22 protein-coding genes and 1 pseudogene are annotated in these 23,691 nt (G+C 61.3%); 10 read left to right on the top strand and 13 right to left on the bottom strand.

The features are described from left to right. The first annotated feature begins 31 nt into the window (after window positions 1-31). Genes P0D71_RS15080 through dhaK form a run of 7 tightly spaced genes read left to right on the top strand, consistent with a single transcriptional unit; the run spans window position 32 to window position 5,914 of the window. On the top strand, window positions 32-988 hold the full coding sequence (locus P0D71_RS15080) for a carbohydrate ABC transporter permease (protein WP_091805880.1): 957 nt from the start codon (window positions 32-34) through the stop codon (window positions 986-988). After that, window positions 985-1,938 (top strand): carbohydrate ABC transporter permease, encoded by a 954-nt coding sequence (locus P0D71_RS15075; protein WP_408480778.1) that lies wholly within the window; start codon window positions 985-987, stop codon window positions 1,936-1,938. Before P0D71_RS15080 ends, P0D71_RS15075 begins: the two co-directional genes overlap by 4 nt. Further along, on the top strand, window positions 1,935-2,129 hold the full coding sequence (locus P0D71_RS15070) for a hypothetical protein (RefSeq protein ID WP_408480776.1): 195 nt from the start codon (window positions 1,935-1,937) through the stop codon (window positions 2,127-2,129). The genes P0D71_RS15075 and P0D71_RS15070 overlap by 4 nt, the downstream gene beginning before the upstream one ends. 3 nt (window positions 2,130-2,132) lie before the next feature. Beyond that, entirely contained in the window at window positions 2,133-3,236 is a 1,104-nt protein-coding gene (locus P0D71_RS15065; protein WP_408480774.1) for an ABC transporter ATP-binding protein, read from the top strand. Further along, on the top strand, window positions 3,229-4,275 hold the full coding sequence (locus P0D71_RS15060; RefSeq protein WP_408480773.1) for an ABC transporter ATP-binding protein: 1,047 nt from the start codon (window positions 3,229-3,231) through the stop codon (window positions 4,273-4,275). The genes P0D71_RS15065 and P0D71_RS15060 overlap by 8 nt, the downstream gene beginning before the upstream one ends. Next, window positions 4,272-4,910, top strand: a complete 639-nt coding sequence (gene dhaL / locus P0D71_RS15055) for a dihydroxyacetone kinase subunit DhaL (RefSeq protein ID WP_091805895.1) — start codon at window positions 4,272-4,274, stop codon at window positions 4,908-4,910. Before P0D71_RS15060 ends, dhaL begins: the two co-directional genes overlap by 4 nt. 14 nt (window positions 4,911-4,924) lie before the next feature. After that, window positions 4,925-5,914 carry a dihydroxyacetone kinase subunit DhaK gene (gene dhaK, locus P0D71_RS15050; RefSeq protein ID WP_408480771.1) on the top strand — a complete coding sequence of 330 codons (990 nt, stop codon included), beginning with the start codon at window positions 4,925-4,927 and terminating at the stop codon, window positions 5,912-5,914. A gap of 37 nt (window positions 5,915-5,951) precedes the next feature. Here dhaK and P0D71_RS15045 read toward each other — a convergent pair whose 3' ends face one another. Beyond that, the gene (locus P0D71_RS15045; RefSeq protein ID WP_408480769.1) at window positions 5,952-7,286 is read right to left on the bottom strand and encodes an MFS transporter; all 1,335 of its coding nucleotides are present in this window, start codon (window positions 7,284-7,286) and stop codon (window positions 5,952-5,954) included. 224 nt (window positions 7,287-7,510) lie between these two features. Next, window positions 7,511-8,131 (bottom strand): isochorismatase family protein, encoded by a 621-nt coding sequence (locus P0D71_RS15040; RefSeq protein ID WP_091805904.1) that lies wholly within the window; start codon window positions 8,129-8,131, stop codon window positions 7,511-7,513. A 116-nt stretch (window positions 8,132-8,247) separates the two neighbouring features. Here P0D71_RS15040 and P0D71_RS15035 point away from each other — a divergent pair, with 116 nt between their 5' ends. Then, complete coding sequence (locus P0D71_RS15035) at window positions 8,248-8,862, top strand: LuxR C-terminal-related transcriptional regulator (protein ID WP_408295115.1); 615 nt, start codon at window positions 8,248-8,250, stop codon at window positions 8,860-8,862. 62 nt (window positions 8,863-8,924) lie between these two features. Here the strand turns inward: P0D71_RS15035 and P0D71_RS15030 are convergent, their stop codons facing one another. The 3 genes and pseudogenes from P0D71_RS15030 to P0D71_RS15020 all read right to left on the bottom strand — a co-directional run. Continuing rightward, the gene (locus P0D71_RS15030; protein WP_408480766.1) at window positions 8,925-9,467 is read right to left on the bottom strand and encodes an SRPBCC family protein; all 543 of its coding nucleotides are present in this window, start codon (window positions 9,465-9,467) and stop codon (window positions 8,925-8,927) included. Window positions 9,468-9,552: 85 nt separating this feature from the next. After that, complete coding sequence (locus P0D71_RS15025) at window positions 9,553-10,341, bottom strand: aldolase (protein ID WP_408480764.1); 789 nt, start codon at window positions 10,339-10,341, stop codon at window positions 9,553-9,555. A 111-nt stretch (window positions 10,342-10,452) separates the two neighbouring features. Beyond that, window positions 10,453-10,596, bottom strand: a pseudogene (locus P0D71_RS15020) (haloacid dehalogenase type II); the annotation flags it as partial. A gap of 195 nt (window positions 10,597-10,791) precedes the next feature. Between P0D71_RS15020 and P0D71_RS15015 the strand changes: the two are divergent. Both P0D71_RS15015 and P0D71_RS15010 read left to right on the top strand, forming a co-directional pair. Next, window positions 10,792-11,238, top strand: a complete 447-nt coding sequence (locus P0D71_RS15015) for a hypothetical protein (protein WP_408295124.1) — start codon at window positions 10,792-10,794, stop codon at window positions 11,236-11,238. A gap of 171 nt (window positions 11,239-11,409) precedes the next feature. Continuing rightward, the gene (locus P0D71_RS15010) at window positions 11,410-12,060 is read left to right on the top strand and encodes a BON domain-containing protein (protein WP_091805926.1); all 651 of its coding nucleotides are present in this window, start codon (window positions 11,410-11,412) and stop codon (window positions 12,058-12,060) included. A 99-nt stretch (window positions 12,061-12,159) separates the two neighbouring features. Here P0D71_RS15010 and phbB read toward each other — a convergent pair whose 3' ends face one another. From phbB to P0D71_RS14970, 8 genes are all read right to left on the bottom strand, one after another. Further along, a complete protein-coding gene (phbB, locus tag P0D71_RS15005) occupies window positions 12,160-12,882 on the bottom strand; it encodes an acetoacetyl-CoA reductase (protein WP_408295130.1) in 723 nt (240 codons plus the stop codon). An 87-nt stretch (window positions 12,883-12,969) separates the two neighbouring features. After that, window positions 12,970-13,731 carry an enoyl-ACP reductase FabI gene (gene fabI / locus P0D71_RS15000; RefSeq protein WP_408480919.1) on the bottom strand — a complete coding sequence of 254 codons (762 nt, stop codon included), beginning with the start codon at window positions 13,729-13,731 and terminating at the stop codon, window positions 12,970-12,972. Window positions 13,732-13,739: 8 nt separating this feature from the next. Continuing rightward, window positions 13,740-14,933 (bottom strand): acetate/propionate family kinase, encoded by a 1,194-nt coding sequence (locus tag P0D71_RS14995; RefSeq protein ID WP_408480763.1) that lies wholly within the window; start codon window positions 14,931-14,933, stop codon window positions 13,740-13,742. Next, window positions 14,930-16,375 carry a bifunctional enoyl-CoA hydratase/phosphate acetyltransferase gene (locus P0D71_RS14990; RefSeq protein WP_408480762.1) on the bottom strand — a complete coding sequence of 482 codons (1,446 nt, stop codon included), beginning with the start codon at window positions 16,373-16,375 and terminating at the stop codon, window positions 14,930-14,932. Before P0D71_RS14990 ends, P0D71_RS14995 begins: the two co-directional genes overlap by 4 nt. After that, window positions 16,344-18,134 carry a PHA/PHB synthase family protein gene (locus P0D71_RS14985; protein WP_408295139.1) on the bottom strand — a complete coding sequence of 597 codons (1,791 nt, stop codon included), beginning with the start codon at window positions 18,132-18,134 and terminating at the stop codon, window positions 16,344-16,346. Before P0D71_RS14985 ends, P0D71_RS14990 begins: the two co-directional genes overlap by 32 nt. A 479-nt stretch (window positions 18,135-18,613) precedes the next feature. Beyond that, window positions 18,614-19,027, bottom strand: a complete 414-nt coding sequence (locus P0D71_RS14980; RefSeq protein WP_408295142.1) for an acyl-CoA thioesterase — start codon at window positions 19,025-19,027, stop codon at window positions 18,614-18,616. A gap of 66 nt (window positions 19,028-19,093) precedes the next feature. Further along, on the bottom strand, window positions 19,094-20,026 hold the full coding sequence (locus P0D71_RS14975) for a branched-chain amino acid transaminase (RefSeq protein WP_408350443.1): 933 nt from the start codon (window positions 20,024-20,026) through the stop codon (window positions 19,094-19,096). Continuing rightward, window positions 20,023-23,634: an indolepyruvate ferredoxin oxidoreductase family protein gene (locus P0D71_RS14970; RefSeq protein ID WP_408480918.1), complete on the bottom strand. Its 3,612-nt coding sequence runs from the start codon at window positions 23,632-23,634 to the stop codon at window positions 20,023-20,025. The genes P0D71_RS14975 and P0D71_RS14970 overlap by 4 nt, the downstream gene beginning before the upstream one ends. Window positions 23,635-23,691 lie beyond the last annotated feature (57 nt).

The raw sequence follows: 23,691 nt of genomic DNA, 5'->3' as shown, positions 1-23,691 counted from the left end.
CCTGTCTCCGGTCCGCTTAAAGGAGTCAGGCATGTTCGCAGACAAGCCTTTTTCTTCCACGCGTCTCGAAGCGGGTGCGCCAATGCGCATTTCGAAACGGCTGAGCGGGCTGTCGGATCGGGCGATCGCGTGGATCTTCATTCTTCCGACCGTTCTGCTGCTGCTTGCGATCAATATCTTCCCTTTGCTCTGGGCGCTTCGACTGTCATTCACCAACTTCAAGTCGAACATGCCGAGCGTACCGGCGCGTTTTGTCGGGATCGGAAATTACATCGACATCCTGAACGACGAAGATATCTGGTATGCGATGCAGGTGACCGCGCGTTTCGTGTTCTGGTCGGTCGGGCTGGAGGTATTGCTGGGTTTCGGTCTTGCCCTGCTGATCAACCGGCAGTTCCGCGGACATAGCTTCTGGACCACGCTAATCCTGCTGCCGATGATGCTATCGCCCGCTGTTGTGGGCAACTTCTGGACGTTCCTGCTGCAACCGCAGACAGGGCTTTTCAACGATATCGTCAGCTTCTTCACCGGCATCGCGCCGGGATCGTTCCAGATGATCGGTGACGTATCGCTCGCACCGTGGACCATTGTGATGGTCGATACGTGGATGTGGACACCTTACGTCATGCTCATCTGCCTGGCGGGCCTGCGCTCAATTCCCGACTATATCTACGAAGCGGCGGAAGTGGATCGCGCAACGCCGTGGCGACAGTTCTGGTCGATCACGTTGCCCATGACCATGCCGTTCCTGATGCTGGCGGTGCTGTTTCGCGGCATTGAAAACTTCAAGATGTTCGATATGGTGAACCTGCTGACATCCGGCGGTCCAGGCTCTGTGACCGAAACGGTATCGATCACGCTCAAGCGTGCCGCGTTCGAAAAGTGGCAGACGGGTTACTCGTCGGCGCTCGCCATCATCCTGTTCGTGACGGTATTCGGTGCGGCGAATATTTACGTGAAGGCACTTAACCGGATCAAACAGCGATGAGACCGACTACGACACAACATTCCGTGGTGGCGTCATCTCCGCGCGCCAAGCGCTTCGCGGCTGCGGTCGTTATCACGTACGCGCTGGCTGCCTCGTTGCCGATGGTCTGGATTTTCCTGACGAGCTTCAAGACGCAGGAAGATGCGATAGCGTATCCGCCCGTCGTACTGTTTCAGCCTTCCATGGAAGGCTATGTGAACCTGTTCACGATCCGCTCGCGGCAGACACCTGAGTTCATTGCAAGCCTGCCGCCTGCGCAGACCTGGTATGAGCGTGAGGTGCGCAAGCGCAACATGGTGATCGCCGGACCTTCGAAGGTTTTGCCGCGCTTCGTGAATTCGCTTGTGATTGGATTCGGTTCGACGTTTCTTGCGGTATTTCTCGGCACGCTGGCGGCCTACGCGTTTTCGCGCTTCAAGGTGCCGCTCTCCGACGATTTGCTGTTCTTCATTCTCTCGACACGGATGATGCCGCCCATTGCAGTCGCCATTCCGATCTACCTGATGTATCGCGCGCTGGGCTTGAGCGACAGCTATGTCGGCATGATTGTGCTGTACACGGCGGTGAACGTCTCGCTGGCGGTGTGGCTGCTCAAAGGTTTCATGGACGAGATTCCGCGCGAGTATGAGGAGGCTGCGCTGGTGGACGGCTACACGCGTTTGCAGGCCTTCGTGAAGGTGGTGCTACCGCAAGCGATGACGGGCATTGCCGCTACGGCGATCTTCTGCCTGATCTTTGCATGGAACGAATACGCATTTGCTTCGCTGCTGACAAGCGGCGATGCGCAGACCATGCCGCCGTTCATTCCATTCATTATCGGAGAGGGCGGTCAGGACTGGCCGGCTGTTGCCGCTGCAACCACATTGTTCGTGCTGCCGATCCTTTTCTTCACCGTTCTGCTGCGCAAGCATCTGTTGCGGGGCATCACCTTCGGAGCCGTGCGCAAATGAAACGCGAAGTCATTCCACCGCACCGTTGGCTGTTACGTCGCAGGAACAGCGAGGGGGCGTCGACACTACTGATTGGCTTAGGCATCGCAATGCTCGTGCAGCCGTTTTCGTTGGCTCTTTTCACCTGGTCGTTTCCGGTCATCCTGGTGGGTGCGCTCGCGTTCGTCGTTACCAGCCATTTTCCTGACTGAATCATGTCCACGATCGTTCTCGCTCATCTCCACAAGCGCTTCGACGATTTTGTCGCGGTGCGCGACACCAGCCTGATCATCGGCGCGGGACGCTTCGTCGTGCTGCTCGGACCATCAGGCTGCGGCAAGACCACCACGCTGCGGATGATTGCGGGTCTGGAGTTGCCGACTTCCGGGCAGATCCTGATCGATGGTGAGGACGTGACCGCGTTGCGCGCGCGTCAACGCGATATTGCCTTCGTGTTCCAGATGTTCGCGTTGTATCCGCATATGACAGTGCGCAACAACATCGCGTTTCCGCTAAAGAACGAACACGTGTCGCGCAGCGAGATTGCCGCCCGCGTCGATGCAGCGGCGCATATGCTGCGCATCGAGAGCATTCTCGATCGCAAGACGGGCGGCTTGTCCGGTGGCGACCGGCAACGCGTGGCGCTCGGCCGCGCGATCGTGCGGCAACCGAAAGCATTCCTGATGGACGAACCGCTCGGCACGCTCGACGCGGACTTTCGTGAACTGATGTGCCTGGAGTTGCGCAAACTGCACAACGCGCTCACCGCCACCACGGTGTATGTCACACACGATCAGAGTGAGGCGATGGCTATGGCGGACGATATTGTGGTGATGAATCAGGGTGAGGTGTTGCAGGCGGGCTCGCCTCACGAGATCTATCATTTTCCCGCCACTGTGTTCGTCGGCAACTTCATCGGCAGTCCACCCATGAATTTCTTGCCGGTCGACGGAGCGGTTATCGCGGGACAGGAGCAGGTGAGTCTGCATGGCGCAGCGGTCTCCGTACCACGTTGCGATGCAGCGGCCGCGCGCGTGTTGCTGGGAATCAGACCGGAGCACATCATGATCGACGAGCGCGGTCCGCTGCGCGGTCAGGTGATCGCCGACGAGTATCTCGGTTCGCACCAGATATTGGTGGTTGAAACTGCGTTGGGCGTCGTGCGTGTGCGGGCAAGCAAAGACGATGGTGTTGCCGCGGGCACGACCATCGGTCTGTCATTTCGGAAAGAACGCACGCTGCTGTATGACGCCGCTACTGAGCGCCTGCTGCCGGGCGCTGCTGCCACGCTTTCTGCCAGCGGAGAGGGCCATGGCTGAAATCCAGCTACGCAATGTATCGAAGCGCTTCGGCGACATCGTTGCGGTGGACGACCTGTCGATCGACGTGAAAGACGGCGAATTCGTCGTGCTGCTCGGACCGAGCGGCGCGGGCAAAACCACAACGCTGCGCCTGATCGCGGGACTGGAACGTCCCGATACCGGCGACGTGCTGATCGACGGCGCGGTCGCCACCGGCGTACATCCATCCGATCGCGATGTCGCGTTTATCTTTCAGCAATACTCGTTGTATCCGCATCTGACCGTGTTCGGCAATCTGGCGTTTCCGTTGCGTTCGCCACGTCGTCGCAGCAGCGAGGAACAGGTCCGCGCGCGCGTGCAGGCGGTTGCTAAGATGCTGCATATGGAAGCGAAGCTCGACAACATGGCGACGCATTTGTCGGGCGGCGAGATGCAGCGCGTTGCGATCGGGCGGGCGCTCGTGCGCGAGCCGAAAGTGTTTCTGATGGACGAACCGCTGTCATCGCTCGATGCAAAACTGCGCGAGGAATTGCGCATCGAGCTGAAGCGGCTCCATCGTACGATTGGCGCGACCATTCTCTACGTCACGCATGACCAGGTGGAAGCCACCACGCTAGCCGACCGCATCGGCATTCTTGAACACGGCCGACTGGTACAACTCGGCACGCCGCGCGACGTCTACGGTAATCCGGCCTCATTGAGCGCGGCGCAGCGGCTCGGCTCGCCGCCGATCAACCTGCTGCCGCCCACGCTGTTCGATTCAGCAGGCGTACCGGCCGGCACCGCGACCGTGGCGATTCGTCCTGAAGACGTGGTGCTGCACGATGGCGACGCACGTGATGCACCCGGCACAAATCAGGCACGCGTCGCATTGGACCTGAAGGTGCTCGAATACTCACCGTTGCGTCATCTGCTGATTCTGGATCGCGCTGGAACTTCGGTAGCGGCGACCACCATGGCCGAACGCAACTTCAGCCCCGGGCAGTCGGTGCGGGTGTCGTTGCCCGCTCGCAGCCTCTTATATTTCCGTGCAGACGGCAGGAGGATCCCGACATGAACGGCAAAACGGTCATGGAGTGTATCGACGCCGCATACGCAGCGCTGAAAGAACACTCGGACGAAATAGCCTTACTCGACCAGCAGATCGGCGATGGCGATCACATCTTCAACCTGCTGCGCGGCATGGAGGCATTGCTTGCAATGCGCGCGGACATCGAAGCGGAAACCTTCGGGGTCGCGCTGGAACGGGCGGCGAGCAAGGTGCTGTCGACGGTCGGCGGATCATCCGGGCCGCTGTTCTTTTCCTTGCTGAGCGGGATGTCTAAAGCCGCCGCGAACAATCCCCTGGACGTTGCGGGTTTTGCGCGTATCTATTCGGCCGGCGTCGAGGCGGTCGGGCAGCGGGGCAAGACGGGAGTCGGCAGTAAGACGATGATGGACGTGCTGATTCCGGTCGCCGCGCGTTTTAGCGAACTGGCCGCAACCGGGGCGCCCACTATGCGGCAGACGGTGCTCGATACGTTGCCACGGGTGGCTGAAGAGAACATGCTTGCCACCCGCGACATGCTCGCGACCAAAGGGCGCGCATCGTTTCTGGGCGAACGCTCGCGTGGTCATATCGATCCCGGCGCGCGTTCCAGTCAGATCATGATTGCGGCGGTGTGCGCGCACCTCGCGCGAAATCAACCGTGAATGGAGGCCAGACCATGAAAAAATTCATCAACCACGTGGACGATTTCCTTGCCGAAAGCCTGGCGGGATTTGCCGCCGCGCATAGCGACCTGGTCGTGCTCAACAACGAACCTGTGTTCGTGAGGCGCAAGACACTGAAGCCTGGCAAAGTGGCGCTGATATCGGGAGGCGGCTCGGGGCATGAACCACTGCATTCGGGCTTTGTCGGCTACGGGATGCTCGACGCCGCCTGTCCGGGCCAGATCTTCACGTCACCCACACCGGACCAGATGATGGCTGCTGCCGCCGCCGTCGATACCGGGGCCGGCGTACTGTTCATCGTGAAAAATTATTCCGGTGATCTGATGAATTTCGAAATGGCGTCCGAGATGACGGAGGTTCCGAACGCGATGGTGCTGATCAACGACGATGTGGCCGTAGAGAACTCCAGTTATACCACTGGGCGGCGCGGGGTCGCGGGTGCGGTGATAGTGGAGAAGCTGGTTGGCAGTATGGCGGAAAGCGGCGCAGACCTCGAACAGTGCAAGGCATTTGGCGACCGGATCAACAAGCGCACGGCGTCGATGGGCGTCGCTTTCACCAGTTGCACCGTGCCGGCGGCCGGCACCCTGACGTTCAAGATCGGCGACGACGAGATCGAAGTCGGCGTCGGCATTCATGGCGAGCCGGGCCGGCGCCGGGCGCGGTTCGCGGGGGCCGATGCGATTGCGGGAGAGCTGCTCAAAGCGATCGTCGATGACCTCAAGCCCCAAGCCGGAGCTGAATTGCTGGTACTCGTCAACGGCCTGGGTGGAACACCGCTTGGCGAACTTTACCTGCTATTCAATTCAACACGAGCATGGCTCCAGCAACGCGACCTGAAAATCGGCCGGGCCCACGTGGGTGCGCTGACGACTTCGCTGGAGATGGCGGGCGCGTCGATCACATTGTGTGTGCTGGACGACGAAATGACGCGCCACTGGGATAGCCCGGTCCATACGCCGTCGTTGCGTTGGGGCATGTAGGGCGCGCTGGCTGTGAGAAACGCGCCGGCACCGTGGATCAGAAGCTGAGCGAGGTGGCCGTACGTGCATCCCTTCTCCGCGTTTCCGCAATCAGCAGCAGTGCGGCAGCCGAAATGACCGCCGACCCGACCATGAACCAGGCAACCGACGAGCCTTTCCCGGTTGCCGACAGCAGTGCTGTCGTAACGATCGGCGTCGCGGCGCTGCCCAACAGTCCGGACAGCATGTAGCTCACTGACAGGCCGGAATACCGGATCTGAGCGCCGAACAGTTCCGCGAGAAACGTGGCGATCGGCCCATAGTTGGCCGCGAAAGCGGTCATCATTAGCAGATATCCGAGCAACGCGAAGGAAAACTCGCGCGTGTCGAGCAGCCAGAAGAGCGGAAATGCGAGCAATGCCTCGGCGACGATTCCACCGACGATCACTGGCTTGCGCCCAATCACATCGGAAAGCCGTCCAAACGCGGGCAACAGCATAATGCAAAGCGCGCAGGCGATGAGCGCAATGGATAGCATCGCATTGCGTGAAAAGCCAAGTGTTTGCGTGCCATAGGTCAGTCCAAACGCAACGATCAGGTTGAACGACGTGCCGGTCGACATGGTGGCGATGCCACCCAGCAGCACCTGTTTCCAGTGTTTGCCCAGCAACTCGGCCAACGGCACCTTGAGCTGGGCGTCAGTGTCTCTGATCTTACGAAACGACGGCGTTTCCGACGTGTTCAAGCGAACGTAAAGGCCGACTGCGACCAGCAATACGCTGACGAGAAAAGGCAGACGCCATCCCCATTCAAGCAGCGCGGCGTTGGGCAGCAGTGAACTGCTCAGCAGAAACACGAGGTTGGCGATCAACGTACCTGCCGGCACGCCGATTTGTACCCACGAACCGTAAAGCCCGCGCTTGTTTTCGGGCGCATGTTCGACTGCCATCAACACCGCGCCGCCCCATTCGCCGCCGAGCGCGAGGCCTTGCACGATGCGCAGCGTGAGCAGCAGAAGCGGCGCCCAGATGCCGATCGACGCGTAGGAGGGCAGGAGCCCGATGCAAAACGTGGCCATGCCCATGATCACCAGTGACACGAGCAGCATCGACTTGCGTCCCAACCGGTCGCCGAAATGGCCAAACAGCGCCGCGCCGACAATACGCGCCAGATACGCCGAGGCAAACGTGCCGAACGCAAGCAAGGTGCCGATCAACGGCACAAAACCCGGGAAAAACACCTTGTTGAAGACGAGGGCCGAAGCAGTCGCGAAGACGAACAGGTCGTACCATTCGACGGTCGTGCCAATGACACTCGCGACGGCAATTCTTCTCATGCTGTGCTCGACTTCATCCGGTACGAGAGTGCCGTCGAGAGTGCGTGCGTGAATCATGGGAAACTCCATGGGAAATTGAGCGCGCGCCGACCATCCGAGCTGGACACTATGCGGATAAGGAGCGGAGCGGGACGTACGGGTTCTTTCAGGTCCGCAGAGGCGACCGTCGAGTTGAACGCGCTGAGTCGAGTAGTTCGCCAGTCCGGTGTGCTGACGGACGGACGCCTCGGATAAGCGTGCCGTCCTTGCACAAGCCGATACCGGCCATTGTTTGCCGTGCGTTATCTCGTCGACTGTTTGATATACGCAATCACTTCGTCGGCGCTCGACACGTCCGCATATCGTCGGCCGACGTCGCGCAGATTGTCGCGGTGCGGGCCCTCCTCGATATCGCCCACACAGTCTTCCGGAACGATGGTGCGGAAGCCCCATTGGAAGCTGTCGATCGTGGATGCGCGAATACATCCGCTCGTATTGCAGCCCGTGATGATGACTGTCTCAACGCCTTCCCTGATGAAATACGGCACCACCGGCGTCTGGAAGAAAATCGACGGTCCGAACTTGCAAACCACTACGTCGTATTCCTTATCGTAGATGCGCGGGTCCAATTCGGAACTCGGATGGTCAAGCCTGAATTGATCGCGGACAGCGGCGATTTTCCAGTGCGGCATATCACGCTCGGTCTTGTAAGCAGTGAAACATGTCGCGATGGGCACGTCGTGCGCGCGAGCCACCTTCAGAAGACGCGCCGTATTTTCCAGTCCGCGCATGACGAGCGGCGCGCCACCAAGCGGGTATTTCGACTCGGTAAAAGCCAGTTGATAGTCCACCACGACGATCCCGACCTTACCCTTCATACCAATCTCGACCGCTCCGTACGAGCGATTTTTGTAGTCGTCCATTTTTTCCTCCAATTCAACGGGTTAATTGTCATTGCACGTAGAAGTCTAGGAGTGCAAGATACGTACAACAATACGTATCGGTTACGTACGGAGTCACCCTTACCGTGGGAGGTCGTATGAAAGGCATGCCGGCTGCCGCGCCCGCGTCTGGTCCGATCGACTATGAACAGGTTTTCAGGCACGTACCGGTCGCGCTAATGGTCACGCGTCAACGTGTGATATTCGCTTGCAACCTGCAATTCATGGATATGTTTCGCGCCACGAGCGAGACCCTGATAGGGCAGTCAGTCCGAATGCTTTACCCCAATCAGGTAGCGTTCGAACGGTTCGGGGCACGCGTGATTCCGGCGCTGAAGAAGTTCGGCCGCATCGCGGAGCCGCGCGCCATGCAGCGTGTCGACGGCGAACTTTTCTGGGTCAACGTGACGGGTGTCAGTGAACACCGGGACGACCCGTATCGCGAGGCGCTGTGGTTCTTCTCGGAGATGGGTGTCGCAACGAGCCTGTCGGGCGGTGCAAGTTCCGCCAACAAGCTGATTGCGGACGCCAAGAATTCAATGACCAGGCGCGAGCGCGATGTGGCGGCACTGCTGATCCAGAACCAGACCGCGAAGGAGATCGGAATCGCGTTGGGAATCAGTCCTCGCACCGTGGAGGTCTTTCGTGGGAAGTTGTTGAAGAAGTTCGACGCGCCCTCGACAAACGCGCTGGTTAAAACACTGCTTGCCTAGCGTATCCGCCGATCGACGCTGGCCGCGAAACCGCAAGCCGCCACACCCGCCGAGCGAGTCGGCTAATGCTGCGCTGCTTCCAGAAGGCGCTTTAGCTGCGAAACCGCCGTGTCGGACTCCAGTTGAATCCGCGCGCGCAGCACGAGCCAGTTAAGAATCGCAAACCACAACGAAGGCGCGCGATACGTGAATTCACGTTGGAAGCGGGTTCCGCTTCCGCTCGATGTCAGCGAATAGGTGACAGTGCCTGCCGGTTTGCCGTCGATCTTCCCTTCTATCGTCCACTTGCCCGGAGGCTCCCGCGCAATGACTGTCCATACGACGCGGCCGCGCCTGCCCGCTACACGGAAGTCCTCCGTCACCTGCTCGCCCGGATTGAGCGAATGGTCGGCCGAGCCGCTGACCGCGAGCGATGACGGATGCCAGTCCGGCCAGTGAGCCGGGGTCGTGACGAAGTCGAACACGACGTTGGGAGGGCACTGAATGGACGCAACCGTCACGATATGCGTGTCGAACCCAACCTGCCGAGGCAGTGGGACGACGAGCAACGCGATGACGACGGCCACAGCCAGTATCGCCGTGGCGAACCGTGTACGGGTTTTCATAGCGCTCTGTATTCGACGCGCACGAGAGACATTTATTCTACTGCGGAGCGGCGGATCAACCTGCTGCTGTTTCGTGGAGCAGGACTTACTTGTCGAACGCAATTCCGTACCTGCGTAGTTCCCGCATACCGCTGTCGAGGTGCGCGCGAGCGCTTTCTTTGTCGCCAAGACGCATTTGCTCGTAAGCGCGCTGCGCGACATCATGCGGCACGGGCTTGAGTGCCTGATTGGAGCCCATCGCTTTGAGCTGCACCTCTGCGGCGCGCTCCAGGTAGTACAGGTCGTCCCATGCTTCCGCGATGCTCGCCCCCGCCACCATCACACCGTGATTCTTGAGGAACAGGATGTCGGCCTCGCCCATCGCGGCGGCGATCCGGTCGCCTTCCGAGTCGTCCAGTGCCAGGCCGTTGTACTGCTCATCGACGGCCGTGCGGCCGTAAAACTTCAAAGCCGTTTGCCCAAGCCATAGCAGCGGCGGACCCTCCAGCAGACACAGCGCAGTGGCATTCGGCATATGCGTGTGAAACGCAGCCTTCACGCGTGGCATCAACCGGTGTACCCGCGCATGAATATAGAACGCAGTCGCTTCAGGCTTGCCCTCACCGTCGACAACATGTCCGTCGAAATCGCAAACCAGAAGTCGCGACGCGGTGATTTCGGCGAACGCGTAGCCATACGGATTCACGAAAAACAGATCGTCGTGGCCCGGGACAACGGCCGAGAAGTGATTGCAAATCCCTTCCTCCAGGCCATGCCGCGCGGCGAGCTGAAAACAGGCGGCCAGTTCGATACGGGCCTGCATCACCGCGTCTGCATCGAGTCGCACGTTGCGTGACGCCGCCGCGGAGCCGGTGGATAAGAGTGTATGCGCCATGATCGTTGCCCCTGAAATTTACCAACCGGGTGTAGTGAGCAGTGTCGGGACCTGATCGAGTGTCGCGAGCGTTGCGTCCCGCGTGTAGTCGGGCAGCAATGAACGCCCCGTTAGTCTTGCCGGGTCGACGTGGCTGCCGTGCTTGCGCCGGAGCATTTCGCCGACGGCGGCCCGCAGGCCTTTACCCCATTGAATCAATGTACCGTAGCAGTCGAAAGTGAGCCATTGTGGGCAGCTGGTGTTCTGAAGTGACATGATGCGCTCGCAAAAAAACGGGTTCAAGTGTGCATAGGTGCTCACTGCGGCTCGTTGATTCAACGATAGGCCGCAGAACGCTCATCCGGACGCCGACGCGCTCTAGTCAGGGATTGATGTACCTCAACTGGAGCAGCGGCTTCGAAAGCTACCCTAAGTTGAGTAGCGCTTCGCGACGAAGCGCCGGAGGGTCCGATGAACTACGCGCTTGAACCTGAACGCACCCGGCATCGACGGTGGATCCGGTCGTTTCAGTTCGTCGCCTTGAGTGCACTGCTCGCGGTCGCCGTAACGTGGACGGGTTCTGTCTATGACCATCCGCTGGACACGGCGGTCATGGCCGGCATGGCGGCGCCCGAGTGTGCCGGGGTGCGCAGCGTTGCGGCCGGTTCACTGTTGCCGGCAAGGCAGCCGGACGACGATATCTGCCGATCTTTCTTCCTGTATCGAACGACGTCGACCGACGCGACGGATAACACGCGCGCGTACATCACATCGATCGGGCAGGATCGCACGGACGAATTCACGCAGTTGATCGGCTACGTATCCCTTTTGTCGCTGATGGCGGTAGGTGCAGCGCTTGCGTTGACGTTGGGGTTTCGCGCCATGCATGCCCGCTACCGGCATGCTCAACGGCGCTAGAGAAGTGTCATGGTAATGCGCGCGGCTGGATCTCCAGGACGCGGGCCGTATGTCCATTCAAACGTGGCGTGAGGAGCCTGCTATCCCACCCTTCGAAGGCGGCGAACCATTGCGAGCGGCATCATGAATTGCAAGTGGCAGATGAGCACATGGAACTGACAGGAGAGCGCAATGAAAACGGACAAGCAGTTGGAGGCAGAAGTTGCAGACGAGTTGGCGTGGGATCCTGCGGTGTCGCTAGCTGACATCGACGTCGAGGTGAAAGACCGGGTTGTCACGCTGTCCGGCCATCCCACGAGCTATGCGGAAAAGCTGGCCGCCGAGAAGGCGGCAAAACGCGTGGCGGGCGTGAAAGCGGTGACGGTCAGAATGGATATCCGCCTGCCGCACGGAGATGAAAGAACGGACGAGGACATTGCGAACGCTGTCCGGTCGATCCTGAAGTGGACCGTGGGCGTATCGGATGTCCACGTGCAGGTTCAGGTCGACAATGGATGGGTAACATTGCGAGGCAAGCTCGAGCGGGCCTATCAGCGTCATCTCGCCACGCGCATGATCAACCCTATGCGTGGTGTGACGGGGGTTTCGAATCTCATCGCTGTGCACGAGAATCCGGCGGGTGACGATATTGCAGACAGTATCCGCAAAGCGCTCGTTCGGCATGTCGAGCGCGAAGCGAATCGCATCGGCGTCAGCGTGAGTGACGGCACGGTCACGCTGACCGGAAAGGTCGGCTCCTATGCGGAGCGATCGATCGCGCGCGGAGCGGCGTGGGCGGCACCCGGCGTGCACGCAGTCAACGACGAATTGACGATCGGATAGCCATACCGTTTGCAACGAAGCGGGCGCATCGCGGAGAAGGAGATCCGGCGATGCGTCCGCAGCGGCAGTTGTCCTGCCAATGCGACAGCATCGCAACTCTCACGCCATATATTTGCCACCGTTGATCGACAGCGTGGCGCCGTTGATGAAAGCAGCGTCATCGGCAACAAGGAAGAGGACGCCGCGCGCGATTTCATCCGACGTTGCCAGTCGTCCCGCGGGCACGCCGCTGACAATCGCTTTGAGAATGTCATCCGGCACACCATGCACCATGCCCGTATCGGTATAGCCTGGGGCAATCACGTTAGCGGTGATGCCGCGCGATGCGCCTTCGAGCGCGAGCGACTTGGTGAAACCGATAAGCCCTGCTTTGGCGGCGGCATAGTTCGTCTGGCCGAATTGCCCGGAAAGCGCATTAACAGAACTGATATTCACGATCCGTCCAAAGCGGCGCTCACGCATGCTTTCTATGACGGCCCGGCATGTGTTGAAACAACCGCCCAGATCCACGTCGATCACACTACGCCATTGCTCCAGCGTCATTTTGTGCAGCGTGCTGTCACGGGTGATGCCGGCATTGTTCACGAGCACGTCGATCGGCCCCGATTGCGCGACGACCTTGGCAATCGCTTGCTGAGTGTCATCAAAGTCGGCCACGTTCCAGCCGAACACGGGAATGCCCGTTTCCTTATAAAACGCATCGGCTTCGGCATCGTTTCCGAAGTAGTTGGCAATCACCGAATAGCCGGCGCTCTTCAACTGTCGCGCGGTTGCCGCGCCGATTCCACTTACTCCGCCGGTAATCAGTGCCGTTCTTGTCATCGCATGCTCCTTTTGGAAAGCTTGTATGTAGTGAGAGCCGTGTGAGGCCCATGATCTGGATGAGCACCGTTTACGGGCTCGATCGGCTCACGCGGTGACATGAAAGCCCGCGTCGGCGTAAATAGTGGATCCAGTCAGCGTCATGCCCGCCTCGCTCGCGAGCACGGCTGCAATCCGGCCGATCTCGTCGATCGTGACGAGATGCTGCGCGGGCGTATGCGTGCGGACGTCGTCGAGCAACGCGTCGAAATGGTCGATGCCGGACGCGGCGCGCGTTTTGACCGCGCCGGCTGAAATGGCATGGACGTGGACACGACGCTCCGCCAGTTCGACAGCAAGATAGCGCACGCTCGATTCGAGCGCGGCCTTGACAGGCCCCATCACGTTGTAATGATCGACCGCGCGTTCGGCGCCTAAAAAGCTTACGGTCATCAGGCTGCCGCCATCGGGCATTAATGGGAGCGCGAGCCTCGTCATGCGGATAAACGAATGGCACGACACGTCCATCGCGAGTGCGAAACCCTCCGCCGAACAGTCGACGAGGCTCGCGTGCAGGTCGTCGGCGGGGGCGAAGGCGATTGAATGGAGCACGAAGTCGAGCCGTCCCCACTCTTTCGTGATCCGTTCGAAGACGGCTTCCAATTGGCCCGCAATGCGTACGTCGCATGGCATGACGAGAGAAGAATGAAGCGCCTCGGCAACCGGGCGGACGAACGGTTCGGCCTTGTCGTTCAGATAAGTGACCGCCAGTTCCGCACCGGCTGCTCGAAACAGCTTCGCGCAGCCGGTGGCGATGCTGTGCTCGTTCGCGATGCCGACAACCAGCCCCCGCTTGCAGGAAAGATCGATGATGGAATTCATGATTTCATTGCCTCGCGATGCAGTACCGCAATAGCCTCGTTGGCGATGATCTGCTCTTCATCTGTCGGCAGCACGAGGACCGTGATCTGGCTGCGGGCGCTGCTGATCACACGCGCATTGCTGTCGTTCGCATCGCGATCGAGTTCGACGCCCAGCCACGCGAGGCGCTCGCATACGGCAAGTCGCACTTCGGGTTGATGCTCGCCGATCCCGGCTGTGAAGACCAGACTCTCCAGGCCGCCGAGTGTGGCGGCAAGCCGCGCGACCTCGCCCGCAATACGAAAAGCGAACAGATCGAGCGCTTCGCGGGCTTCCGGGCGGTGGCTTGCCTGCAGCTCGCGGCTGTCCGCACTGATGCCGGAAACACCGAGCAGGCCGGACTGCTCATACAGCATATGCTCGACCTCGCTGACGCTGAGACCCTGCTGTTCGAGCAGGTGAAGCACGACGCCGGCGTCGAGCGCACCGCATCGCGTGGCCATGGGAATGCCGTCGAGTGTCGAGAAACCCATGCTCGAATCGCGACTTGCGCCGGCCTCGAACGCGCACAGGCTCGCGCCGCTGCCCAGGTGCGCGGCGATGACCTTGCCGCGTGCGAGTGGCGGGAACTGAAGTTCGAGCTGGCCGCGAATGAATTGATATGACAGACCGTGAAAGCCGTAGCGCTTGATGCCTTTGTCGAAGAGTCCGCGTGGAATCGCGAAACGTTGGACGAGAGCCGTCTGCGTGCGGTGAAACGCCGTGTCGAACGACGCGGCCTGCAGCAGATGAGGCCGCAGGTGCCGAATCGCTTTGATCAACCGGACGCTCTGCGGCTGATGCAACGGCGCAAGCGGGACCAGCGCGGTAATGGCCTCCAGCGTTTCGTCTGTAATGGCGACGGGACCGGCGAAGCGATCGCCGCCATGCACGACGCGATGACCGACTGAAACGAGATCGTCGAGCGAAAAGTGCGTGGCGAACCAGCCGAGCGTTTCGTCGAGCACGTCGTGCAGATCGTCGGTGACGGCGGATTGCAGTGCGATGTCCGTCGTCTTGCCGTCGTTCACGAGATGCAACTGCAACGGTTGGTGCCGGAAGTCGATCATGCCCTGGCCGATTCTCACGGCTTCACCGGCGACCACGCGGAACAACCCGATCTTGACCGTTGAAGAGCCAGGATTGAATGTGAGGAGCAGTGGGGCGTTCATGATTCGAGCAGATCGCCAAGGCTGCTTTCGGCGACGAGCCTCGCCAGCGCGACCGATGCGAGGCGTACCCGCAGGCTATCGGCGCGGCTCGTCAGGATGATCGGCAGTCGCGCACCGACAATGAGCCCTGCGGCGTCGGCTCCGGCGAAATAGACTAGCTGCTTCGCCAGCATATTGCCCGCCTCGAGATCCGGAACCAGCAGGATGTCCGCCTGACCGGCCACCGGCGAGTGAACCCCTTTCGTTTCCGCCGCGGCAAGGCTGATCGCGTTGTCAAAGGCGAGCGGTCCGTCGACAAGCGCACCGGTTATCTGGCCGCGTGCGGCCATCACGGTAAGCGCCGCCGCGTCGAGCGTGGTCGGCATTGCCGGATTAACGGTTTCAACCGCGGCGAGCACGGCGACCCGCGGCTGCTCGACGCCCAGAACATGCAGCAGGTCGATCGCGTTCTGACAGATATCGCGCTTTTGCGCGAGGGTCGGCGAGATATTGACCGCCGCGTCGGTAACGATCAGCGGCTTGGAGTAAGCGGGGATGTCCATGGCATAGACATGGCTGATCCGTCGGCCGGTCCGCAGACCCGACCCGGCGGCGACGACCGCCGAGAGCAGTTCATCGGTATGCAGGCTGCCTTTCATCAATGCGGCAACCTTGCCGGCTGCGCCCAACTCGACGGCTCGAGCGGCGGCGGCGTGACTATGCGCGACCGCTTCGATCGTGATGCCGTCGAGACTCACGTTGGCGGCCTCGGCGGCGGCGCGGATCTTCGCTTCGGGTCCGATGAGTAGGGGATCGAGCAAGCCTGCGTCACGCGCCTCAAGGACTGCCTGAATGACGTCCGGTGAACACGGGTGCACGACGGCCGTGCGCAGTGCGGTGTGGGTGCGCGCTTCACGAATGAACGCCTCGTAACGGTCGTGGCGGCGCACGGACACTTCAGGCTGCGGGGAGGGATGCCAGACAATCGGGGTAGACGGCGCAATCACCGTGGCCGTGCCGAGCAGGACAACGTCGCCCTTCTGGTTCGTGCAGCGCGTGTCGAGCAGCACGATCCGCTTGTCGGGGCGCTTTTCCTTCACCGTCACCGTGGCGGTGATCGTGTCGCCCGGCGTGACCGGATGGCGAAACTGCAGGTCCTGATCCAGATAGATGGTGCCAGGGCCCGGCAGCCGCGTGCCGAGCAGCGCGGAGATCAGCGCGCCGGTCCACATGCCGTGCACGACGATATGGCCGAACATGTCGCTCGACGCGAAGGTCGCGTCGGTGTGCGCGGGATTGACGTCGCCCGACACGGCGGCGAACAGATCGATGTCGAGCTGCCCCGCTGTCCGCTCGAGCGAGGCGGATTCACCAATCGCCAGTTCGTCGAAGGTCCGGTTATGCAACTGAAGATCGTTCACGAGTGCCCCCTCAGTTCTGGAAAACGTAGGTGCCTGGCGCATCCGCAAGCGCGTGCGCGCCCGGCTCGGTGCCGATGGCCGGCGGCGCGACCCGCTCGGGACTCGATCGGGCCTTGAGCCAGTCGGACCAGACGGGCCACCACGAGCCTTCCTGTTGGGCGGCGGCGGCCGTCCATTCGTCGGGGCTCACGAGCAGATCGTCGGCGGCGGTCTCCTTGATTCTGAATTGCCGGTGCGGGTGGCCCGGTTCGCTGACAATCCCGGCGTTATGACCGCCGCTCGTCAGCACGAAGGTGATTGCCGTGTCGGCAAGATCGTGAATCTTGTAGACCGATCGCCACGGCGCGATGTGATCGCGTTCGGTGCCCACCACGAACATCGGCGCCCGGATGTTGCGAATCGAGATCGGGCGCGCGTCGACCTGATATCGGCCGGAGGCGAGGTCGTTGTCGAGGAAAAGTTGACGCAGATATTCCGAGTGCATCCGGTACGGCATGCGGGTGGCGTCCGCGTTCCAGGCCATCAGATCGATCATCGGGGCGCGCTCGCCCAGCAGGTAGTCATGCACGATGCGCGACCAGATCAGGTCGTTCGATTGCAGGAGCTGGAACGCACCGGCCATTTGCCTGGCATCGAGATAGCCTTGCGACCACATCATGCTTTCGAGGAAATAGACTTCGCTGTCGTCGATGAAGAGCTGCAACTCGCCCGGCTCGGTGAAATCCGTTTGCGCCGCGAACAGCGTGACCGATGCCAGCCGATGATCGCCCGAGCCGGCCATTGCTGCCGCAGCAATCGACAGCAGCGTGCCGCCGAGGCAATAGCCGGTTGCGTGGATCTTGTGATCCGGGACGATCTTCGAGACGGTGTCGAGCGCGGCCATGACACCGAGTTGCCGGTAATCCTCGAGACTGAGGTCGCGGTCGTCGGCGTCGACGTTGCGCCACGAAATGCAGAATACGGTGTGTCCCTGTCCGACCAGATAACGGATCAGCGAGTTTTGCGGCGACAGGTCCAGGATGTAGTACTTCATGATCCAGGCGGGGACGATCAGCACAGGTTCGGCGATCACCTCGTCAGTCGTGGGGCTGTACTGAATCAGTTCGATCAGGTGATTGCGAAACACGACCTTGCCCGGCGTGACGGCCAGATTGACGCCCACCTTGAACTGCTCCAGTCCGGCAGGCGGCATGCCGCTCGCCTGGCGTGTGGCGTCTTCGAGTGCGTTGCCCGCACCTTGAACCAGGCTCAGGCCCGCTGTCGACATAGCGCGCTGGAATACCTCCGGGTTGGTGAGCGGAAAGTTGGTAGGCGCCAGCATATCGAGCAACTGTCGCGCGACGAACGACACGACGTCTTCATGGTGACGCGTGGTACCGGGCACTTCGCGCGTTGCGGCATTCCACCACTGCTCGGCGAGCAGGAATGTCTGTTGCCACAGCCGGTAGGGTTCGGTCTGCCACACGTCGGCACGAAAGCGGTCGTCTTTCGGCGACGGCTCCGCCGGCAAGGGAGCGTATGCGCCGGAAGAGACATGGGCGCAATAGTCGGCGAGACGCCGTGTGTTCAATACCCAAAGCGACGCGAGTTCCAGTTGCTTGCCGGGTGCCGCCGCGAGATGGATAAGCCAGTCGGAGAATGCCGCGCCCAACGCGGCCGGCGACAGGCCCGCCGTCAATCGCGCGATCATCGCCTCTTTGGCGTGATCCAGTTCCCGGAAGGGCGCGGCTGAAGCGGAGGCGGCGGATCTGTCGGGCAGTGTGTGATTGCCTGCGGGAGCCAACCTGGAGCGAGTGTCCATCTGAATTCCTTTTGATTGCCCTGTGCGCACGGCGACATGGCCGAACGAACTGACGACAGCGGGATAGCTATGACGGAAGAGCCGCGCCGGGGCGACTTGTGTCGGTGACAGCAGCAATTGCTGGCACGACGACATCGCGGGCGGACGGAGCGTTTTATGCTCCATGATTGTGCGGCGCAACAAGTGTCGTGAATGTGACTTTAGCGGCGCCCTGGGCGTCGCTCTTGATCTGGGTCAAGAGACACCCGGTCGGCGGTTCGCCGCGCAAGGCACAGGTGATTGGTCGTTTTTAGATGTGACCTGCTGCCTTGATTTCAGTCACGTTGGCACGATGCCAAACGCGTCGGGCGTGACAATTCAATGTTGTCGGCGAGCTGGGGTTCGTGAGGAGCGGCCCCTCTACAGTTAGCCGATGGGATTCGGCGAGGCCACGGATAGGGTCGGGGTGGCAGAAGGTGCGGAAACGGCGTCAAACAGCGTCAAACCGCTTCAATGGGCGGCAAGGGGCGTGGCTTTCGCGCCGAGTCGGTAGCGACAAAGGTCAGCGTGGCCTCCGTCACCTTGACGACGTCCGCGGCCATGCCCATGCGCTGCGCGAACACTTCCACGTTGACGGTGATCGACGTACGTCCCTCGCGGACGATATTCGCGTAGAAGCTCAGCAGGTCGCCGATAAAAACGGGCTGCCTGAACGTGAACGAATTGACGGCGATGGTGACGACGCGTCCGTTCGCGCGCCGGCTGGCGGGAATCGATCCGGCGATATCGACGTGTGACATGATCCAGCCGCCGAACACATCGCCGTGTACATTGGCGCTCGACGGTTGCGGCACGACGCGCAGCACGGGCATTGCGTCGGCGGGAAGGCGTTCTGATGACGAAGAGTCGGGCATGATGGTCCGGTGTCGTAGGTAGGCCGGGGGCGGCGCGGCGGCGCCCGGCCCGTGCAAATATCGAGTTTAGCGGGCCACGTGCGTGAGCCAGTGCGCGTAGCGCTCCGACTTGCCGGCCACCGCGGCGAAGAACGTTTCCTGCAGCGACGCGGTGATCGGTCCGCGCTCGCCGTTGCCGATCACGCGATCGTCGAGTTCACGAATGGGCGTGACCTCCGCTGCCGTGCCCGTGAAGAAGGCTTCGTCGGCGCAGTACATTTCGTCGCGGGTAATGCGTTTTTCGACGACCTGAAGGCCCTGGTCCCGTGCGATTTCCATGACCGACGCACGCGTGATGCCGTCGAGGCACGAGGCAAGGTCCGGCGTATACAACACGCCATTGCGCACAATGAAGACGTTTTCGCCCGCTCCCTCGGACACATAGCCTTCCGTATCGAGCAGCAGCGCTTCGTCGTAACCATTGCGGGTGACTTCGCGATTGGCCAGGATCGAATTGATGTAATAGCCGCTCGCCTTGGCGCGCACCAGCGACACATTCACGTGGTGGCGCGACAGCGACGAAGTCTTGACACGAATGCCGCGCGTGAGGCCCTCCTCGCCGAGATAGCTGCCCCAAGGCCATGCGGCGATGCCCACATGAACCGTATTGCCGCGCGCACCGAGGCCCATCTGTTCGCTGCCGAGCCAGACAAGCGGGCGCAGATAGCACGACGTCAGCCGATTGCGGCGCACTACTTCCAACTGAGCCTCGCGAATCGTTTCGAAGCTGAAGGGCACGGCCATTTCGAAGATCTTCGCGGAATTGAAGAGTCGTTTCGTATGGTCGTCGAGCCGGAAGATCGCCGGTCCCGCAGCGGCTTCGTACGCTCTGACGCCTTCGAATACCGCCATGCCGTAGTGGAGCGAATGAGTCAGAAAGTGAAGTTGCGCGTCGCGCCACTGCACCAGTTCGCCATCGAGCCAGATTACGCCGTCACGGTCGTGCATGTTCGTGTTCATATCGCTTTTTCGAAAAGTGAGGAAGATGAAACGGGTGACATGTTGGCCGCATCGCTCCGGTATTCGGCAAGCCAGCGTTCGCGCTTACTCGCCGCGGCGAGCACGTTGCGCTCCTTGACGTGACCGAAACCGCGAATCTCGTCGGGCAGATTGGCGAGCTTCATCGCTGCATCGAATCGGGCGGTGTCGAGCGTTACGCAGAATTCGTCGATCAGCGTGAAGTACTGCTCGATCAACTCACGTTCATTGCGCCGTTCCTCCGTCTTGCCGAAGACGTCGAACGCCGTGCCGCGCAGGAATCTGAATTTTTCGAGTACGCGGAACATGGTGAGCGTCCATTGCCCGAATCGTTGTTTCTTCAGGTGGCCGTGTTCATCGCGTTTGGCGAGCAATGGCGGCGCGAGATGGAACGCGAGCTTGTAATCGCGACCCGGTTCGCCTTCGAACTGTGCGCGCAACTTGTCCATGTAAGCCGGATCTGCATAGAGACGGGCGACTTCATACTCGTCCTTATAGGTCATCAGTTTCGCCAGGTTGCGCGCGACGACCGGTGTGAGGCGCGGTTTCGCCCCACCCATGACAGCCGTTTCCTTCGCGCGCAGACGTTGGACGGCTTCAACATAGCGCGCCGCATAGCGCGGGTTCTGATAGCGACTCAGCTGCTCGACGTGACGCTCGATCAGCCGGTCCAGCGATTCCGGCATCTGCACGACAATGGCCTGCTGCGCGCCGCTCGATGGCGCGAAAGCGTCCACTCCTGCTTCACCGTGCTGTGCGACATAGCGTCCCCATGCAAACGCCAGACGATTTTTTTCGACGGCCACGCCATTCAGTTCGATCGCGCGATCGAGACTTTCGTAACTAAGCGGCAGCCAGCCGCGTTGCCATGCAAAGCCGAGCAACAGAGGATTGGCATAGAGCGTGTCGCCTAACAGTGCGAGCGCGAGACGATTGGCGTCGATAAAGTCGCAGTCTTCGCCGATGCTCGCGCGCAGATCCAGTTGCGTCTGATCGGCCGGAAAGCGCCAGTGCGGATCCCGCACGAATTGCGCGGTCGGCGTGGCGCCGCTGTTGATCGCTGCTTTCGTCACGCTGCGTTGCGTGCGTGCCAGCACTTCAGCGGAAGCGGAGACGATCGCGTCGCAGCCCAGTATCAGGCGTGCTTCACCGGCCGCGATCCGCGTGGCGTGCAATTGTTCGGGTGTCGCGGCGATCTGCACATGACTGAGCACGGCGCCGCCTTTCTGCGCGAGCCCAGCCATATCGAGCACGGTGACGCCCTTGTTTTCGAGGTGAGCCGCCATGCCGAGCAAGCCGCCGATCGTCACGACGCCGGTTCCGCCGACACCTGTCACCAGCACGCCATACGGCTTCGACAGTGACGCAATCGCGGGCCGGGGCAGTGCCGTGAAATCGGGCAACGCGGCGGCGGATGCATGCTTGGCGGGCTTCTTCACCTGCGCGCCTTCCGCTGTGACGAAGCTCGGGCAAAAGCCTTTCACGCACGAAAAATCTTTATTGCAAGACGACTGGTTGATCTTGCGCTTGGTGCCGAGCGCCGTTTGCAGCGGCTCGACCGACAGGCAGTTCGATTGCACCGAGCAATCGCCACAGCCTTCGCACACTGCGTCGTTGATAAAGGCGCGCTTCGCCGGATCGGGATAGGTGCCGCGTTTGCGACGCCGGCGCTTTTCGGTCGCACACGTCTGGTCATAGATCAGAATCGACGTACCCGCCACCTCGCGCAGCTCGCGCTGCAACCGGTCGAGTTCGTCGCGGTGATACACCTTGACGCCTTCCGGGAGGCGCACGTTCGCGTCGTATTTCTCAGGCTCGTCGGTGACGATCAGCACTTGCTTCGCGCCTTCGGCCACGACCTGAAACGCGATCTGCGGGACCGTGAGCACGCCGTCCACCGGTTGGCCGCCGGTCATCGCCACCGCGTCGTTGTAGAGCACTTTATAGGTGACGTTCGCACTCGCAGCAATGGACGCGCGAATCGCGAGCAGGCCGGAATGGAAATAGGTGCCGTCGCCCAGATTGACGAATACGTGCCGCTCGTTCGTGAAATGCATCTGGCCGGTCCACGCGACACCTTCGCCGCCCATCTGGCTGAAGGTCTCCGTCTTGCGATCCATCCACATCGACATGTAGTGGCAGCCAATGCCGGCCAGTGCGCGCGAGCCTTCCGGCACGCGGGTCGACGTGTTGTGCGGGCAGCCCGAACAGAACCACGGTTGCCGCTCCGTCACGGAACGCGGCGTGGCCGCCTCACGTTCCTTGGCCTCGATCACGGCAATGCGCGCCTCGATCCGCGCGCGCAGATCGGCTGGCAGATCGGCTTTGGCGAGGCGCCGGGCGATCGCTTTCGCGATCATGGCCGGCGACAGCTCGTAGTGCGCGGGCAAGAGCGTCTGTCCGCGCGGCACGGACCATTCGCCGCCTTCGTCGTCGCGCTGGTCGAACTTGCCGAATACTTTCGGGCGCACGTCGTCGCGCCAGTTATAAAGTTCCTCTTTGAGCGCGTATTCGAGAATCTGGCGTTTTTCTTCGACCACCAGAATCTCGTCGAGGCCAGTGGCGAAATCGCGTGCGTTCTGCGCATCGAGCGGCCATACGCAGCCTACCTTCAGCACGCGTATGCCGATACGCGCGCAGGTTTCGTCGTCGAGCGAAAGATCGGCGAGCGCTTGCCGTACGTCGAGATACGCTTTGCCGGCGGTCATGATGCCAAGGCGTGGGTTGGGGCTGTCGATCACCACGCGGTTCAGCCTGTTCGCGCGAATGTAGGCGAGCGCCGCATACCACTTGTAGTTGAGCAGACGCGCTTCCTGCGTGAGCGGCGGGTCGGGCCAGCGGATATTGAGGCCGCCTTCGGGCATCTCGAAGTCGTCCGGCAGGACGATCTGCAAACGGTCCGGGTCGATGTCGATCGACGCGCTCGATTCGACTACGTCCGTAACGCATTTCATCGCGACCCACAGACCCGCGTAGCGGCTCATGGCCCAGCCGTGCAGACCGTAGTCGAGATACTCCTGCACGCTTGCCGGATACAGCACCGGAATGCCGCTGGCCACGAACATATGCTCCGACTGATGCGCGACCGACGACGACTTCGCCGCATGGTCGTCACCCGCCAGCACGAGCACGCCGCCGTTCGGATCGGTGCCGGCCGAATTCGCGTGCTTGAAGACGTCGCCGGTGCGATCGACACCCGGCCCCTTGCCGTACCACATGCCGAATACGCCGTCGACCTTGGCGCCCGGCCAGAGATTGAGTTGCTGCGTGCCCCACACGGCGGTCGCCGCGAGATCTTCGTTCAGCCCCGGCTGAAACACGACGTCGTGTTCCTTTAGATGCTTCTTCGCTTTCCACAGACCCTGATCGAGCGCGCCGAGCGGCGAGCCGCGATAGCCGGACACATAGCCCGCGGTGTTCAGGCCGGCGCGGCGGTCGCGCGCTTTTTGCAACATTGGCAACCGCACCAGCGCCTGAGTGCCGCTCATATAGACGCGGCCCTTTTCGAGTGTGTATTTATCGTCGAGCGATACGTCGGCAAGCGCGTCACGTAGCGGGGGCGTTAGCGGGGGCGTTAGCGGGGCGTTCATGGTGAAGTCTCCGGCGGCTTTATTGGGGCGGAGTATAGGAAGCGGAATTTCCAACGT

Origin of the sequence: Paraburkholderia sp. RL17-383-BIF-A (assembly GCF_046028015.1) — a bacterium.
In the GTDB taxonomy this organism is placed as follows: Bacteria; Pseudomonadota; Gammaproteobacteria; order Burkholderiales; family Burkholderiaceae; genus Paraburkholderia.
This window is presented reverse-complemented; position numbering and strand designations above follow the sequence as displayed.

Coding starts and splice junctions, on each gene's coding strand:
- dhaK (WP_408480771.1), top strand. CDS start 4,925: ATGAAAAAATTCATCAACCACGTGGACGATTTCCTTGCCGAAAGCCTG.
- P0D71_RS15080 (WP_091805880.1), top strand. CDS start 32: ATGTTCGCAGACAAGCCTTTTTCTTCCACGCGTCTCGAAGCGGGTGCG.
- P0D71_RS14970 (WP_408480918.1), bottom strand. CDS start 23,634: ATGAACGCCCCGCTAACGCCCCCGCTAACGCCCCCGCTACGTGACGCG.
- P0D71_RS14990 (WP_408480762.1), bottom strand. CDS start 16,375: ATGCGCCAGGCACCTACGTTTTCCAGAACTGAGGGGGCACTCGTGAAC.
- dhaL (WP_091805895.1), top strand. CDS start 4,272: ATGAACGGCAAAACGGTCATGGAGTGTATCGACGCCGCATACGCAGCG.
- P0D71_RS14980 (WP_408295142.1), bottom strand. CDS start 19,027: ATGCCCGACTCTTCGTCATCAGAACGCCTTCCCGCCGACGCAATGCCC.
- P0D71_RS14995 (WP_408480763.1), bottom strand. CDS start 14,933: ATGAACGCCCCACTGCTCCTCACATTCAATCCTGGCTCTTCAACGGTC.
- P0D71_RS14975 (WP_408350443.1), bottom strand. CDS start 20,026: ATGAACACGAACATGCACGACCGTGACGGCGTAATCTGGCTCGATGGC.
- P0D71_RS15075 (WP_408480778.1), top strand. CDS start 985: ATGAGACCGACTACGACACAACATTCCGTGGTGGCGTCATCTCCGCGC.
- P0D71_RS15065 (WP_408480774.1), top strand. CDS start 2,133: ATGTCCACGATCGTTCTCGCTCATCTCCACAAGCGCTTCGACGATTTT.
- P0D71_RS15010 (WP_091805926.1), top strand. CDS start 11,410: ATGAAAACGGACAAGCAGTTGGAGGCAGAAGTTGCAGACGAGTTGGCG.
- P0D71_RS15035 (WP_408295115.1), top strand. CDS start 8,248: ATGAAAGGCATGCCGGCTGCCGCGCCCGCGTCTGGTCCGATCGACTAT.
- P0D71_RS15025 (WP_408480764.1), bottom strand. CDS start 10,341: ATGGCGCATACACTCTTATCCACCGGCTCCGCGGCGGCGTCACGCAAC.
- P0D71_RS15060 (WP_408480773.1), top strand. CDS start 3,229: ATGGCTGAAATCCAGCTACGCAATGTATCGAAGCGCTTCGGCGACATC.
- phbB (WP_408295130.1), bottom strand. CDS start 12,882: ATGACAAGAACGGCACTGATTACCGGCGGAGTAAGTGGAATCGGCGCG.
- P0D71_RS14985 (WP_408295139.1), bottom strand. CDS start 18,134: ATGGACACTCGCTCCAGGTTGGCTCCCGCAGGCAATCACACACTGCCC.
- P0D71_RS15045 (WP_408480769.1), bottom strand. CDS start 7,286: ATGATTCACGCACGCACTCTCGACGGCACTCTCGTACCGGATGAAGTC.
- P0D71_RS15030 (WP_408480766.1), bottom strand. CDS start 9,467: ATGAAAACCCGTACACGGTTCGCCACGGCGATACTGGCTGTGGCCGTC.
- P0D71_RS15015 (WP_408295124.1), top strand. CDS start 10,792: ATGAACTACGCGCTTGAACCTGAACGCACCCGGCATCGACGGTGGATC.
- P0D71_RS15040 (WP_091805904.1), bottom strand. CDS start 8,131: ATGGACGACTACAAAAATCGCTCGTACGGAGCGGTCGAGATTGGTATG.
- P0D71_RS15070 (WP_408480776.1), top strand. CDS start 1,935: ATGAAACGCGAAGTCATTCCACCGCACCGTTGGCTGTTACGTCGCAGG.